Origin of the sequence: Kribbella sp. NPDC049584, assembly GCF_040675555.1 — a bacterium.
GTDB lineage: Bacteria > Actinomycetota > Actinomycetes > Propionibacteriales > Kribbellaceae > Kribbella.
This window is the reverse complement of record NZ_JBFAPF010000017.1, coordinates 1-14,816: the sequence shown is the minus strand read 5'-3', so window position 1 is coordinate 14,816 and position 14,816 is coordinate 1. Positions and strand designations below refer to the sequence as shown.

Genomic DNA, 14,816 nt, shown 5'->3' with positions numbered 1-14,816 from the left:
GAACAGACCCGAAGCCGGTGCCGTTGGGATTGGGGCGTTGGTCGCAGGACGAGAGTCGCGAGAGTAGGGAGCGCAGTGGCAGGGGCAGCAGCAGGGACGAAGACAACGGCAGGGACCCGTTTGGTGATCGTCGAGTCGCCGAAGAAGGCGCGGATGATCGCCGGCTTCCTGGGGTCCGGGTACGTGGTGGAGTCCAGCTTCGGCCACATCCGCGACCTCCCGAGCGGGGCGGACGAGATCCCGGCGAAGTACAAGGGCCTGCCCTGGGCACGCCTCGGCGTCAACGTCGAGGACCACTTCGACCCGCTGTACGTCGTACCGGCCGACAAGCGGGCGCAGATCCGCAAGCTGAAGGACCTGCTCAAGGGCGCCGACGAGCTCTTCCTCGCGACAGATGAGGACCGCGAGGGCGAGGCGATCGCCTGGCACCTGCTCGAGGAGCTGAAGCCGAAGGTCCCGGTCCGCCGGATGGTGTTCCACGAGATCACCCCGAAGGCGATCCAGGACGCGGTCGGCAACGCCCGCGACATCGACGAGGCCCTGGTCGACGCCCAGGAGGCGCGCCGGATCCTCGACCGGTTGTACGGGTACGAGGTCTCCCCGGTGCTGTGGAAGAAGGTCATGCCGAAGCTGTCGGCGGGCCGGGTGCAGTCGGTCGCGATCCGGATGGTGGTCGACCGCGAGCGCGAGCGGATCGCGTTCCGCAGCGCCTCGTACTGGGACCTCGACGCGACGCTTGACGCCGGTGAGAGCCGGACGCCGCGGCAGTTCGGTTCCCGCCTGGTCTCGGTGGACAGCAGGCGGGTGGCGCAGGGCCGCGACTTCAGTTCGACCGGTGAGCTCAAGGGCGCCAACACCGTCCATCTGAACGAGGAGACCGCGACCGCGCTGGCCGGTGCGTTGCGCGACTCGCAGTTCACCGTCCGGTCGATCGAGTCCAAGCCGTACACCCGCCGGCCGTACGCGCCGTTCCGGACGACCACGCTGCAACAGGAGGCCGGCCGCAAGCTCGGCATGTCCGCTTCGCAGACGATGCAGGTCGCCCAGCGGCTCTACGAGAACGGCAACATCACCTATATGCGTACCGACAGCGTCACGCTGTCGGACACCGCGATCACCGCGGCCCGGGCCCAGGTCCGCGAGTTGTACGGCGCGTCGTACCTGCCGGACAAGCCGCGGGTCTACACCTCCAAGGTGAAGAACGCGCAGGAGGCCCACGAGGCGATCCGGCCGGCCGGCGAGACCTTCCAGACTCCGGCCCAGACCGGTCTGTCCGGTGCGGAGTTCCGGCTGTACGAGCTGATCTGGATGCGGACGATCGCGTCCCAGATGAAGGACGCCGCCGGGAACAGCGTGTCGATCCGGATCGACGCGACCGCCACCACCGGCGAGAAGTGCGAGTTCACCTCGTCCGGCCGGGTGATTACGTTCCACGGGTTCCTCAAGGCGTACGTCGAGGGCCAGGACGACCCGTCCACGGGGTCGGACGACCAGGAGACCCGGCTGCCGGACGTGGCCGAGGGCGACGTACTGCCCGCGGTCGAGGTGCTGGCGTCGGGGCACGAGACGAAGCCGCCGGCGCGGTACACGGAAGCCACGCTGGTCGGCGGGCTGGAAGAGCGCGAGATCGGGCGGCCGTCGACCTACGCCTCGATCATCGGCACGATCCAGGCCCGCGGGTACATCTACAAGAAGGGCCAGGCACTGGTTCCGGCCTGGCTGGCGTTCGCGGTGGTCCGGTTGCTCGAGGAGCACTTCACCCGGCTGGTGGACTACGCGTTCACCGCGACGATGGAGGACGTGCTCGACGAGGTCGCGGCCGGTGATCTGCAGCGCGAAGGTGTGCTGGAGCGGTTCTACTTCGGTGACAACGACCTCGAGGGTCTGCACTCGATGGTCAACGACCTCGGTGATATCGACGCCCGCGAGATGTCGACGTTCCCGGTCGGCGGGGACGACAGCGGGATCGTCGTCCGCGTCGGGCGGTACGGGCCGTACGTCGAGGACAAGGACGAGCGGCGCGCGAACGTGCCGGAAGACCTGCCGCCGGACGAGCTGACCGTCGACAAGGCACAGGAGCTGCTGGCCCAGCCGTCGGGTGTCGAGCTCGACCTCGGTACTGCGCCGGACACCGGCCTGCGCGTCGTCGCCAAGGCGGGGCGTTTCGGGCCGTACGTGACCGAAGTACTGCCGGAGGATGCGCCGAAGGGCGCCAAGCCGCGGACTGGGTCGCTGCTGAAGTCGATGACGCTGGAGAACGTCAGCCTCGACGACGCGATGAAGCTGCTGTCGCTGCCGCGCGTGGTCGGCAAGGACCCTGAGTCGGGCGACGAGATCACGGCGCAGAACGGGCGCTACGGGCCGTACCTGAAGAAGGGCACGGACTCGCGGTCGCTGGCGACCGAGGAGCAGATGTTCGACATCACGCTCGAAGAGGCGCTGAAGATCTACTCCGAGCCGAAGCAGCGTGGCCGCCGCGCCGCTGCACCGCCGCTGAAGGAGCTCGGCGAGGACCCGGAATCCGGCAAGCCCGTGGTGGTGAAGGAGGGCCGCTTCGGCCCGTACGTCACCGACGGGGAGACGAACGCGACGCTCCGCAAGGACGACGCGGTCGAGACGATCTCGCTGCTCCGCGCAGCCGAGCTGCTGGCCGACAAGCGAGCCCGCGGCCCGGTGAAGAAGACCGCGAAGAAGTCCACGACGAAGAAGACGACAGCGAAGAAGACCGCCGCGAAGAAGACGGCGGTCAAGAAGACCGCCGCCAAGAAGACCGCGACGAAGAAAACGGCGACGAAGAAAACAGCCGCCAAGAAGAGCTAGAAGTCGCTGGTGACCATCCCGTGGATGACGAACGCGATGAACGCCAGCACGACCAGCACCATGATCACGAACGGGATGATCAGCCAGACCGAAGGTCGCCTGGCGCCGACAGTGGCGCCGGTGGTCCGGCTGGTCACCTGCTTCGCGACGACGCGACCCCGGCGCCATTTCCCGGCGACGGTCACCTCCTCGCCGTCGGCGACCTGACCCTCCAGCGACACCCCGCGCAGCTCGACGAGCGTGGGCTGCAGCTGCTTGCCGACCGCGTCGTGCTGCTCCAGGTGGAAGGTCAGCACCTGGACGGAGCCCTGCTCGCCATGAAGCTCGGAGCGGAACTGGACGTTCCGCACGACCCCACTCAGCTCGGCGGCGCCCCGGCGCGCGACGGCATTCGACTGGTCACTCATCGCAGTTCCCCCAGGTGTGAGACGTAGTACCCGGAAAGTACATTGGGTTGGTGCCGTCAGGTGGCCGCAAGGTAGGACGAGACGCAATCGCAAAGGAGCGCGGATGACGAGCGCGGTGGAAGTCAGCGCGCAGCGGTTGCGTGAGCGGGGCGAGCGGGTGACGCCCGCGCGGCTCGCGGTGGTCGAGGTCCTGGCGGGGACCGAGGAGCACCTGAGCGCGGAGCAGATCGGCGAGCGGGCCGAGCAGTTGCGCCCGGGGATCCACCGCGCGACCGTGTACCGGGCGCTCGACGCGCTCGGCGAGTTCGGTCTCGTCACGCACGTCCACCTCGGACGCGCGGGTACGACGTACCACCTGGCCGGCGATCTGGCCCCGCGCCACCTGCACCTGCGTTGCTCGGAGTGCGGCACGGTGTACGACGCGCCGGGAGACGTCCTCGAATCGGCCCGGAAGAAGCTCGCCCGCGAGCTCGGCTTCCATCTCGCGCCCGAGCAGGTGGCCCTCGTCGGAGTGTGCCAGAACTGCCGACGCTGAGGTCCGCTGTCCATATCTGTTCATCGGTGTGGATTCATGAACAGAGTTGGCTTAGGGTCTGGGGCTGTGACCTATGTCGAGGACTTTGCCTCCGGTGAGAACGTGCTGGCGCCGCGCGCCTGGCTGGACGACGACTTCGGGCGGTTGGCGCTCAACGGGGACTGGAGTTTCCGCCTGTCGCCGACGGTGGCGGACGCGCCGGACGATCTGAAGGACCCCGACACGTCCGGCTGGGACACGATCACGGTCCCCGGTCACTGGCAGCTGAGCGGGTACGGCGCTCCGGCGTACACGAACATCGACTACCCGTTCCCGCTCGAGCCGCCGTACGTGCCGACCGACAACCCGACCGGCGACTATGTCCGGACCGTGACGGTGCCGGCGGACTGGGACGGCGCGCGGATCGTGCTGCGGTTCGAGGGCGTCGACTCGCGGTTCGCGGTGTTCGTGAACGGCTCCCAGGTTGGTTGGTCGTCGGGGTCGCGGCTACCGTCGGAGTTCGACATTACCTCGTTGGTTGCCCCAGGCAATGAAGCGCGGATTGCGGTCCGCGTGCACCAGTGGTCGCTCGGCAGCTACGTCGAGGACCAGGACATGTGGTGGCTGTCCGGGATCTTCCGCGAGGTCAACCTGCTCGCACTCCGCCCGGACGCGCCGACCGACGTCTTCGTCAAGGCCGCGTGGGATCACACCGACGGCAACGGCACGCTGCTCGTCGAGTCCGACGTACCCGGCACTGTTTCGGTGCCCGAGCTGGGTCTCTCGGTGGCGACCGGTGAGCACGTGCGCGTCGAGGGCGTGCAGCCGTGGAGCGCCGAGGTGCCGCGGTTGTACGACGCCGTACTGCGGACCGCCGGCGGGGAGGTGCGGCTGCGGATCGGCTTCCGGACTGTCGCGGTCGTCGACGGGATCTTCACGGTCAACGGCAATCGTGTGCTGTTCAACGGCGTCAACCGGCACGAGGTCCACCCGGACCGGGGTCGCGCGCTCACCGAGCAGGACATGCTGGACGACGTACTGATCATGAAGCGGGCCGGGATCAACGCGGTCCGCACGAGTCACTATCCGCCGCACCCGCACTTCCTGTCGCTGTGCGACGAGTACGGGTTGTACGTGATCGACGAGTGCGATCTGGAGACGCACGGCTTCGGCTACGAGCCGCAGCCGCCGAAGCTGCCGAACCCGGTGATGGATCCGCGCTTCCGCGACGACCTGGTCGATCGGATGCGGCGTACCGTGCATCGCGACAAGAACCACCCGTCGATCGTGATCTGGTCGCTCGGCAACGAGTGCGGGATGGGCGAGAACCTCAAGGCGATGTACGACCTGGTGAAGGAGCTCGACCCGTCGCGGCCGGTGCACTACGAGCGTGACACCGAGGCGGAGTTCGTCGACATCTACTCGCGGATGTACACCTCGCCGGAGGGATGCGCTGAGATCGGGGCGGACACCTCTCTGTATCGGAACCTGCCGTTCATCCTGTGCGAGTACGGGCACGCGATGGGCAACGGGCCGGGTGGGCTGATCGACTACCGCGAGGTGTTCGAGAAGTACCCGCGCTGTCAGGGCGGATTCATCTGGGAGTTCATCGACCACGGTCTGCGGACGACGATCGACGGGCGCGAGGTCTACGCGTACGGCGGGGACTTCGGCGAGACGATCCACGACGGCAACTTCGTCTGCGACGGACTGCTGTTCCCGGACCGTACGCCGTCGCCGGGCATGCATGAATACATCAAGGTGATCGAGCCGTTGCGTATCGTTGCTGACGGCAACCGTGTGTCGATCACCAACCGCTACGAGGTGCTGGACACCAGCCACCTGTCGTTCACGATCAAGGTCGAGGCCGGCGGTGAGCTGGTCGCCGGCGGCAACTTGCCCGTCCCGGCGATCGCCCCGGGTGAGACTGTCTCGATCGAGCTCCCGCCGGGTGTGCTGAAGCAGCGCGAGCGCTCTGAGAGTTGGCTCACCGTTACGGCCGAACTGAAGGACGCGGCGTCCTGGGCCGATGCCGGCCACCGCGTCGCCTGGGGCCAGATCCGGCTGGACGAGCCGGCTCCGGCTGCTGCAGTTCCGGCCGGTTCGCCGGCCGAAGGAACCGCTGGTGCCCAGGGCATCGACATCGCTGGTCTGCAGAACATTCGGTTGGATGTTTGGCGGGCGCCGATCGACAACGACGCGATTCCTGGCGTTGCGGCGGCCTGGCGTGAGCAAGGGCTGCATCGGGTCCAGCACCGGATCGTTTCGCAAGGCGAGCGTGATGGTGCCTGGGAGGTTGTCACCCGGACCGCGCCGCCCGCGCTCCAGTGGGGTCTGCGGAGTACGTGGCGCTGGACGGCCGTCGACAACGGGGTGGTGCTCGCGCTCAGCGTCGTACCGGAAGGTCTGTTCCCGGAGGTGTTGCCGCGGCTCGGCATCACGTTCGAACTGCCGAAGGTGGAGCGGGTCGAGTGGTTCGGCACCGGCCCCAACGAGGCGTACGTCGACACGCGCGAAGCAGCCGCGGTCGGCAAGTACTCCGCCACGGTCGCCGAACTGCAAACGCCGTACGTCCGCCCGCAGGAAAACGGCCACCGCATCGACACCCGCTGGACCCAGCTGGACGGTCTACGCATCGAAGCAGTCGACGAACTCTTCGGCCTGACCGTCCGCGACTGGACCAGCCACGCGTTGGAGACGGCCAAGCACACCGCGGACCTGGTCCCCGGCGACACCACCTACGTCACCCTCGACATCGCCCAAACCGGCGTAGGAACAGCCGCCTGCGGCCCAGCCCTCCCCGACTGCGACAAGCTAAAGACCGGGCCGGCCGGCCTGACCCTCCGCTTCACCCGCTGATACCGGATCCCCAGGCCATCACAATCCCGCGACAGCGGGCGTCGCCTGCGTGCGTCGCAGCTGAACGCGTGCTTTGTGATGGCCTGGGGATCCGCCTCCTCCGACGAGCGTTCTGGCGCGCGAGTGCTGGGCCGGTGGAGGTGGCCGCCAGACTTCCACGCGTGGTCACAGTCGGTCTTCGCGGAGATCCGCGATCACTTCCGTCGAGTCGGTGGAAGTATCCACGTCGCCTGGCGGCAGCTCTAGCGGTATGGGATCGTCCGCCGGGATCAGGCGACCACAGCGGACCAGATCGGCACGGATGTTGGCATCCTCCATGCCGCGAGGATAGGCCTGAACGGATCTCTAGATAGCCATCGAGGGTCGGCCGCGTACGCGGGTGGTTGGTGGGTGGTAGGTGGACCAGGCTGTGGTCAGGCGGTGGACTGCTTCGGTGAGGGCGGGTTCGGGGGCTCTGAAGTGGAGGCGGATGTGGGAGTCGCTGGCGCCGGTGATGTCGAGGCCGGCGCCGGGAAGGATGGCTAGGCCGTGGCGTAGGGCGGTCTGGGCGAAGGACGTGCCGTCGCCGTACGGGAGGCCGACCCAGAGGCACTGGCCGCCGGTGACCGTTGGGATGTCCCACGTGGGGAAGGCCTGCGTGAGGAGCTGGTGCAGGTGGTCGTGGCGGCACTTCAGGGTGTCGTGCAGGTCAGGACCGTCCAGGAGCGGCAGCAGGTGTACGGCGGCCAGTTGGGTGGGGACATTGCCGCCAAGGTCGTGGACGGCGCGGAGGCGGGCCAGGCGGTTGATCAGGGGTGTGGACGCGCGGATCCAGCCGATGCGCAGACCACCCCAGATGCTCTTGCTCAGTGAGCCGATCGAGATGACCGACTCGGAGTACGCCGCCAACGGCACGGGCAGCACCTCACCAGGGAAGCCAAGGTCCGCCGGAACCTCGTCCTCGATCAGCGGGATGCCGGCACTGGCCAACCGCTGACGGGTGAGCGCAGACATCACCGAGCCCGTCGGGTTCTGGTACGTCGGGATCACGTAGGCGAGCGCAGGACGCCGCTCCCGCACAGCGGCCTCGAACCCGTCCAGTCCGACCGGCAGACCACGCAGTACTGCGCCCTCCTCGCGGAACACTTCCAACGCGCCGGGGTACGTCGGCGCCTCGACGAGCACCTGGTCGCCGGGCGACACCAGAGCATGCGCCAGCAACGAGAGGGCCTGTTGGCCGCCGTTCGTGACCAGGATCTGCTCGAAGGACGTCCGTACGCCGCGAGCCGTGTAGCGCGCCGCCAACGCCTTCCGCAGCGCCGGGTGACCGTACGGGTAGTAGCCGATGTCGTCGCTGATCCGGCTGAGCTGCGGCGCGATCTCCACGAACGCCTCGGCAAGCTGCGGCGGCGGATCGCCGGGGGCGGCGCAGATGGCAAGCAGTACGTCGTCGTCGCGCGCCTCGAGCGAGTCCAGGAAGATCGGGTCGACCGGAGCGTCCTCGACAGGACCTCCCGACGGCACGCCGGCCACGCGTGTGCCGCTGCCCTGTCGTCGAGTGATCCGGCCCTCGGCGCGGAGCAGTTCGTACGCCGCGACCACCGTCGTACGGCCGACTGCGAGCGCACCGGCGAGTGCCCGGTCCGGTGGCAGGAGCACGCCCGGAGGGAGCTCGCCGTCGTCGATCAGGTGGCGGAGGCGGGCCGCGAGCAGCACGTACAGCGGGCCGCGGCCGGACGACCAGCGGCCCAACCGCTCGATCACCTCGATTGGTCTCATCTGCGAACCAATTCTGCCGGATTGGCTCTGGGGTCGCCAGACCAAGCCCAGAACGATGGCGTTATGGCCACCTTTCCGCGCAACGAGATCATGTCCCTGACCGCCGAGCAGCCTGTGCACGATCTGGGCGAGAGCTACGGACCGGACCTCCGGCTGGCCGATGTGCTGACGCCGGAGCTGACGGACCTCGAGCTCGGCTACGGTACGGCGGCCGGCGACCCTCGGCTGCGGAGCGCGATCGCCGAGCGGCACGGCGTACGGCCCGATGAGGTCGTCATCACGGTCGGCGGGATGCACGGGATCTTCCTGCTGTCGTACCTGCTGCTCGAGCGTGGCGGGCAGGTCGTGACGACCAATCCGCTGTTTCCGAACACACGCAACATCTATGCGTCGCTGGGCGCTGACGTGCGGCTCGTTCCAGTGAGCTTCGACGAGGGATACCGCGTGACCACGGACGCTGTGCGGGCGCAGCTGACACCGGAGACCAAGCTGGTCAGCCTGACGACTCCGCAGAACCCGTCCGGGGTGGCGATCTCGCTGGAAACCCTGCAGGACATAGTGATCGCGATGGACGAGGTGTGCCCGGACGCCTATCTGATGGTCGACGAGACGTACCGGGTGGCGGCGTACGGCGATGACGCGATCGCGGGAACCGCCGTACACCTCGGGCCGAAGGTCGTGTCGGTCGCGTCGTTGTCGAAGTGCCATGGGGCGGCCGGGTTGCGGATCGGCTGGGTCGTGAGCACGGATGCCGAGCTGGTGGAGCAGCTGTCTACGGCGAAGTTCAACACGGTTGTGTCTGCGGCGCCGGTGTCCGAGGCCCTCGCGGTGCGAGTGCTCGAGCAGGAGGAGCAGATCCTCGGCGTGCGAAGGTCGTGGCTGGCGGAGAACCTTCAGATCGCCGAGAACTGGGTCAAGGAGAACAGCGATGTGGTCGAGTGGGTCCGGCCGGATGCTGGGGCCTTGTGCGTGCTGCGGTTGAAGGTCGACCCCGTGCGATTCAAGCAGGAGGCCGCCGAGCGGGGCGTGCGGCTGGCGGACGGGGGCTGGTTCGGGGATGAGTCGCGGGTGTTCCGGCTGGGGTTCGGGTACCCGGCGGCGGGTGAGCTGAAGGCGGGGCTGGATGCGCTGCGTGAGGCTGTCCGTGCGGCCCACTAGTCTTTAGGCGTGCCGGAGGCTTACGACCCGCTGACCGATCCTGCACCGGCGCATGATGTGCGCGCGGTGTTGCGGATCCGCGCGTTCCGGCGGCTGTGGATCGCGTTCGGGCTGTCCAGTCTCGGCGACTGGATCGGCTTGCTGGCGCTGACCGCGATGGCGAAGGCGTTCGCCGGCGACAACTACCAGGCGGCGAACTTCGCGATCGGCGGCGTGCTGTTCCTCCGCGTGCTGCCCGCGCTGGTGATGGGTCCGGTGGCCGGCTGGGTCGCGGACCGGCTGGACCGGCGCTGGACGATGATCCTCGGCGACCTGATCCGGGCGGCGTTCTTCGTCACGATCCCGATCGTCGGCACGCTGACCTGGCTGCTGGTCGCGACCGTGCTGATCGAGATCGTCAGCCTGATCTGGGGACCGGCCAAGGACGCCTCGGTGCCGAACCTGATTCCACGTCACCGGCTCGAGGCGGCCAACCAGATCAGCCTGATCACGACGTACGGCACGGCTCTTCCGGCCGCGGTCATCTTCACCGCGATCACTCTGGTCACGCGCTGGGCGGGCGATTTCTCCATCGATCTCGCTGTGTACGTGAACGCCGCGACGTTCGTCGTCTCCGCGTTCGCGATCGTGTCGGTCGCCGAGATCGGCCGCGCGGTCCACGATCATGAGGACCACCCGACGCTGTGGCGGACCATGGTCGAGGGCTGGTCCTATGTCACCGGTACGCCGGTGGTCCGCGGCCTCGTGGTCGGCATCTCCGGCGCGTTCGCGGCCGGCGCGGTCGTGGTCGGACTGGGCCGCACGTACGTCGAGGATCTCGGCGCCGGCGACCCGGGGTACGGCGTGTTGTTCGGCGCTGTCTTCGGTGGACTCGCGCTGGGCATGGGGTTCGCGCCGCGGATCTTCTCCGGTCTGTCCCGGCGGCGGTTGTTCGCGGCCGGGCTGGTCGGGTCGGGCATCTGCCTGGCGGGGCTGGCGTTGATCCAGCAGATCGAGATCGCCACGATGATCGCGGTCCTGCTCGGGTTCTGCGCCGGCGGATCGTGGGTTTCCGGGTACACGCTGCTCGGTCTCGAAGTACCGGATGCCGTTCGCGGGCGGACGTTCGCGTTCGTGCAGTCCGCCGTCCGCACGGTGCTCGCGATCACGCTGGCGATCGCGCCGTTCGCCGCCGGTGCGATCGGCCGGCACACCTGGACGATCGGCGGCCACTCGGCGACGTACAACGGTGCTTCGATGACGATGCTCGTGGCCGCGATCGTGGCCGGGGTGATCGGTCTGCTCGCCTGGCGGCAGATGGACGACCGTCCGGGCGTGCCGTTCTGGCGCGACGTACGGCGGAGTTTCGGGAAGACACGTGGTGACTACCCGACGACGGGGCTGTTCATCGCCATCGAGGGCGGCGACGGGGCCGGGAAGTCGACACAGTCCGCGCTGCTCGTGAAATGGCTCGAGGAGCAGGGGCACCAGGTCGTGCTGACTCGCGAGCCCGGCGCGACCGAGCTCGGCAAGACGCTGCGGCAGATCGTCCTCGACCCGGCGACCGGCGACATCTCGCACCGCACGGAGGCGCTGCTGTACGCCGCCGACAAGGCCGAGCACGTCGACTCGGTGATCAAGCCGGCGCTCAAGTCCGGGGCCGTCGTGATCACCGACCGGTACGTCGACTCTGCGCTGGCCTACCAGGGCTCCGGGCGTGATCTGGACGTGTCCGACGTCGAGCGGGTGAACCGCTGGGCCACCGACGACCTCAGGCCGAACCTCACGATCCTGCTCGATCTGCCGCCGAAGCGCGGGCTTGGCCGGTTCGAGGAGCGGGACCGGATCGAGGCCCAGTCCGACGAGTTCCACGAGCGGGTGCGGCACGCGTTCCTCGAGCTGGCCGCGGCGGAGCCGCAGTACTACCTGGTCATCGACGCGTCCCAGGACCGCGAGGAGATCGCCAAACAGATCCGCGCCCGTCTCCAGCCGATGCTCCCGAAGGTGGGTCTATGAGCGTGTGGGACGACCTGGTCGGACAGGACCCGGCAGTCGCGGTACTCCGAAAGGCTGTCGCCGGCGCCGCCGCCGTACTACGCGGAGAGAAGGGCGCCGCGGTTGCGGGGATGACGCACGCCTGGCTGATCACCGGTCCGCCCGGATCGGGCCGGTCGAACGCGGGCCGAGCGTTCGCGGCCGCCTTGCAGTGCGCGAACCAGGGCTGCGGCGAATGCAACGAATGCCGTACGGCGCTGAGCGGCGCGCACCCCGACGTGTCGTTGATCCGGACCGAGCTGTTGTCGATCCGGGTCAGCGAGGTCCGCGAACTGGTCCGCCGGGCCGCGATGAGCCCGACGCAGGGCCGGTGGCAGGTGATGGTGATCGAGGACGCGGATCGCCTGACCGAGCAGGCCGCGGACGCGTTGCTGAAGAGCATCGAGGAGCCGTCACCGCGGACCGTCTGGGTGCTGTGCGCGCCGACGGTCGAGGACGTCGTACCGACGATTCGTTCGCGCTGCCGGCTACTGGTGCTGCGGACGCCGCCGGTCGCCGCGGTCGCGGAGATGCTGAGGCGGAAGCTCGACGTCGATCAGGATCTGGCCTGGTTCGCCGCGCGGGCTGCGCAGGGGCACATCGGTCGGGCGCGGGCGTTGGCGCGTGACGAAGAGGTCCGCGAGCGGCGGAACAAGGTGCTCGAGGTGCCATTCGCGTTGCGTGACCTCGGAGCCTGCTTGAAGGCGGCGCAGCAACTGCTCGACGCGGCCAAGGTCGAGGCGAAGGCCAGCGCCGAGAAGGTCGACGAGAAGGAGCGGGCCGCGCTCGAGCAGGCACTCGGCGTTGGGACGAAGGGCGCCAAACCGCGCGAGGCGAACGCCGCCCTGAAGGAGCTCGAGGACCAGCAGAAGGCGCGCGCCAAACGCTGGGAACGCGATGTGCTCGACCGCTCACTCGTGGATCTGATGGCGCTGTACCGGGATGTGCTCGTCGTTCAGACGCGATCGGGTAGCGAGCTGATCAACGCAGAGTTGCACCGGAACATCGAGCAGCTCGCGGCACGCACGACACCGGAGCAGACGGTGCGGCGCATCGACGCGATCGGCATGTGCCGCGAAGCGATCGAGGCGAACGTCGCGCCGCTGGTCGCGCTGGAGGCGATGACGGTCTCGTTGTTCGAGGGCCGCAGTGACGGGTTCACGATTCCGCGCCGCGTGCTGCGCTGAGGCCTTCGTCACGTTCCGGGACGCACGTCCGATAAGTGGGCAGCTGGTGTAACACCGAGACCGGCGGGTCCGATGACTGGGTGTCCGGGTGAAGCAGACCGCTCGGCACCCTTTTGGCCGAAACGGACACCGATGAACCATCCGCCGTCCGACATCCAGCCTGTGCGGCCGCCGTTGCCGTCGGCTGAGTCATGGCTCGAGGGCGTCCCGACCCCGGCGCAGCAGAAGCAGGACGGGTACGCCGTCGCGGCGCTTGCGACCAGCCTGCCCGGCATGGTGCCGATCGCCGTCGTGCTCGCCGGGATCGCGTTGCGGCGGATCAAACGGACCGGTGGCCGCGGGAAACGGCTCGCGTACGGCGCGTTGCTGGTCTCGCTGTGCTGGGTGATCGCGACCGCGGTGGCAGTGACGCTCAACCTGATCGGCGAGCACCGGGCCGGGATCGGCCGGACGGTGTCGATCTCGCAGGTCGCCGTCGGCCGGTGCTTCGACGCAGACCTGGACGCCGATGCGCTGAAGCTGGTGCGGATCGCGGACTGCGCGGCGCCGCACACCGGTGAGGCGTACGCGAAGGTGAGCGCGACGCTGGCCGGGTTGTCGGCCGCAGATACCGGGACGGTGGCGACGCAGCAGTGCGCGGGGGCCTTCGTCGAGTTCGTCGGCAAGCCGTACGAGCGGTCCGAGCTGGACATGTACTACGTCGTACTGGAAAATCGTGACGTTGCTGACGGCAACGTCCTGTGTCTGGTCGGAATGCCGGGAACCAAGCTGACGGGTACGATGCGCGGATCACAGCGGTAATGCCCGCGGGGGAGCAGTGGGGATAGCGTGACTCAGCCACCGTACGAACCAGAACGTCCGCAGGACAGGCCGCACGACGCCACCCAGGACGCCACCCAGTCCTTCCCGGCTGAGGATCCGACCCAGGTCTTCCCAACCCAGGACCCGACGCGGGCGTTTCCTTCGCAGGGTGGCGTGGCGCAGGGTGGCGTGGCGCAGAGGTTCCCGACGCAGGCGCTGCCGGGGCCGGAGCCGACGCGGGCGTTTCCGACGTACGGGCGGCCGGAGCCGGGTCATGCGCAGCAGACTGGGTCGGCCCAGGCGGGGTCGCCTTGGGCGGCTCCTGGGCAGCCGCAGCCGGTTCCTGGGCGGCCGTCTTATGGGCAGGTGCCTTATGGGCAGGCCCCTTTCGGGCAGGCGTCTTTTGGGCCGGGGCAGGCGCAGTACGGTCAGCCGGGGGCTTATGGGCAGCCGGCTCAGGGGCCGCAGCCGCCGCAATCGGCGTACGGGCAGGGGTATGGGCCGGGGCAGTATCCGGCGCAGTACGGGCAGGCGCCGGTGCCGTACGGATATGGGTACGGCTACACGGGGTCGGGCGGGACGAACGGGCTCGCGGCCGCATCGCTGGCGACCGGGATCGGCGGGATCTTCATCGGTCTGTCCGCGCCGGTCGCGATCGGGCTCGGCATCGCCGCGCTCGTCCAGATCAACCGCCGCCACCAGGCCGGCAAGGGCATGGCGATCGCCGGGCTGGTGATCGGTTCGCTCGTGACGATCGGGTACGTCGTCCTGATCGGGGTCCTGATCGCGATCGGCTCGTCGTACAACGACTATTCCGGATCGCCTGAGCCGGTCTCGTCGTACTCCACCGGCCCGACGACCACCGTCAACGACCTGGCCGTCGGTGAATGCTTCGACGACGGCAGCGAAGAGGACGAGGTCGTCCGCCAGCCGTGCACGGTCGCCCACGACGGCGAAGTCATCGCCGACGTCACCCTCCCCGAGGGCCCGTACCCCGGCGACAACGGCGTAGACAAAGCCGCCGACCGCGCCTGCAGCCCCGAGTTCACCAGCTACGTCGGCAAATCCCCCGACGACTCCGAGCTGGACCTCTCCTACTGGACCCCCGACAGATACCTCTGGGCCGACCACGACCGCCTCGTCATCTGCGCCACCTACGGCCCCGACCACGAAAAACTAACCACCACAGTAAAAAACAGCCACCGCTAGCTGTACTGACCAGGCACGTTGGTCGAGATCGTGCGACGACACGAAGTGAATGTTCTTGATAGGTGAAGACCTCCCGGCGTGGAGTGGAGC

Annotated in this window: 11 protein-coding genes; 8 read left to right on the top strand and 3 right to left on the bottom strand. The window is 68.5% G+C overall.

Annotation, left to right across the window (positions count from 1 at the left end):
* The first annotated feature begins 123 nt into the window (after window positions 1–123).
* A complete protein-coding gene (gene topA, locus AB0J62_RS39095; RefSeq protein ID WP_363882460.1) occupies window positions 124–2,820 on the top strand; it encodes a type I DNA topoisomerase in 2,697 nt (898 codons plus the stop codon).
* Here the strand turns inward: topA and AB0J62_RS39090 are convergent.
* Entirely contained in the window at window positions 2,817–3,227 is a 411-nt protein-coding gene (locus AB0J62_RS39090) for a hypothetical protein (RefSeq protein WP_363882458.1), read from the bottom strand. The two genes, topA and AB0J62_RS39090, sit on opposite strands and share 4 nt — an antisense overlap.
* 103 nt (window positions 3,228–3,330) lie before the next feature.
* Between AB0J62_RS39090 and AB0J62_RS39085 the strand changes: the two genes are divergently transcribed.
* Window positions 3,331–3,762 (top strand): Fur family transcriptional regulator, encoded by a 432-nt coding sequence (locus AB0J62_RS39085; protein ID WP_363882456.1) that lies wholly within the window; start codon window positions 3,331–3,333, stop codon window positions 3,760–3,762.
* 66 nt (window positions 3,763–3,828) lie between these two features.
* A complete protein-coding gene (locus AB0J62_RS39080) occupies window positions 3,829–6,600 on the top strand; it encodes a glycoside hydrolase family 2 TIM barrel-domain containing protein (RefSeq protein WP_363882453.1) in 2,772 nt (923 codons plus the stop codon).
* A 165-nt stretch (window positions 6,601–6,765) separates the two neighbouring features.
* On the opposite strand, the gene AB0J62_RS39075 is transcribed toward AB0J62_RS39080, so the two are convergent.
* Complete coding sequence (locus tag AB0J62_RS39075) at window positions 6,766–6,918, bottom strand: hypothetical protein (RefSeq protein WP_363882450.1); 153 nt, start codon at window positions 6,916–6,918, stop codon at window positions 6,766–6,768.
* A 27-nt stretch (window positions 6,919–6,945) separates the two neighbouring features.
* The gene (locus tag AB0J62_RS39070; protein WP_363882447.1) at window positions 6,946–8,358 is read right to left on the bottom strand and encodes a PLP-dependent aminotransferase family protein; all 1,413 of its coding nucleotides are present in this window, start codon (window positions 8,356–8,358) and stop codon (window positions 6,946–6,948) included.
* 63 nt (window positions 8,359–8,421) lie between these two features.
* Here AB0J62_RS39070 and AB0J62_RS39065 point away from each other — a divergent pair, with 63 nt between their 5' ends.
* The 5 genes from AB0J62_RS39065 to AB0J62_RS39045 all read left to right on the top strand — a co-directional run bounded on the left by AB0J62_RS39065 (window position 8,422) and on the right by AB0J62_RS39045 (window position 14,726).
* Window positions 8,422–9,516: a pyridoxal phosphate-dependent aminotransferase gene (locus tag AB0J62_RS39065; RefSeq protein WP_363882444.1), complete on the top strand. Its 1,095-nt coding sequence runs from the start codon at window positions 8,422–8,424 to the stop codon at window positions 9,514–9,516.
* Window positions 9,517–9,525: 9 nt separating this feature from the next.
* A complete protein-coding gene (tmk, locus tag AB0J62_RS39060) occupies window positions 9,526–11,511 on the top strand; it encodes a dTMP kinase (RefSeq protein WP_363882441.1) in 1,986 nt (661 codons plus the stop codon).
* Window positions 11,508–12,716 carry a DNA polymerase III subunit delta' gene (locus AB0J62_RS39055; protein ID WP_363882438.1) on the top strand — a complete coding sequence of 403 codons (1,209 nt, stop codon included), beginning with the start codon at window positions 11,508–11,510 and terminating at the stop codon, window positions 12,714–12,716. The genes tmk and AB0J62_RS39055 overlap by 4 nt, the downstream gene beginning before the upstream one ends.
* 132 nt (window positions 12,717–12,848) lie before the next feature.
* Window positions 12,849–13,517: a DUF4190 domain-containing protein gene (locus tag AB0J62_RS39050; protein ID WP_363882435.1), complete on the top strand. Its 669-nt coding sequence runs from the start codon at window positions 12,849–12,851 to the stop codon at window positions 13,515–13,517.
* 27 nt (window positions 13,518–13,544) lie between these two features.
* Window positions 13,545–14,726 carry a DUF4190 domain-containing protein gene (locus AB0J62_RS39045; protein WP_363882432.1) on the top strand — a complete coding sequence of 394 codons (1,182 nt, stop codon included), beginning with the start codon at window positions 13,545–13,547 and terminating at the stop codon, window positions 14,724–14,726.
* Window positions 14,727–14,816: the final 90 nt, after the last annotated feature.

Excerpts from the sequence above, each read along its gene's own strand:
- AB0J62_RS39050 (WP_363882435.1), top strand. The coding sequence starts at position 12,849 with ATGAACCATCCGCCGTCCGACATCCAGCCTGTGCGGCCGCCGTTGCCG.
- AB0J62_RS39055 (WP_363882438.1), top strand. The coding sequence starts at position 11,508 with ATGAGCGTGTGGGACGACCTGGTCGGACAGGACCCGGCAGTCGCGGTA.
- AB0J62_RS39070 (WP_363882447.1), bottom strand. The coding sequence starts at position 8,358 with ATGAGACCAATCGAGGTGATCGAGCGGTTGGGCCGCTGGTCGTCCGGC.
- AB0J62_RS39065 (WP_363882444.1), top strand. The coding sequence starts at position 8,422 with ATGGCCACCTTTCCGCGCAACGAGATCATGTCCCTGACCGCCGAGCAG.
- AB0J62_RS39085 (WP_363882456.1), top strand. The coding sequence starts at position 3,331 with ATGACGAGCGCGGTGGAAGTCAGCGCGCAGCGGTTGCGTGAGCGGGGC.
- AB0J62_RS39090 (WP_363882458.1), bottom strand. The coding sequence starts at position 3,227 with ATGAGTGACCAGTCGAATGCCGTCGCGCGCCGGGGCGCCGCCGAGCTG.
- AB0J62_RS39075 (WP_363882450.1), bottom strand. The coding sequence starts at position 6,918 with ATGGAGGATGCCAACATCCGTGCCGATCTGGTCCGCTGTGGTCGCCTG.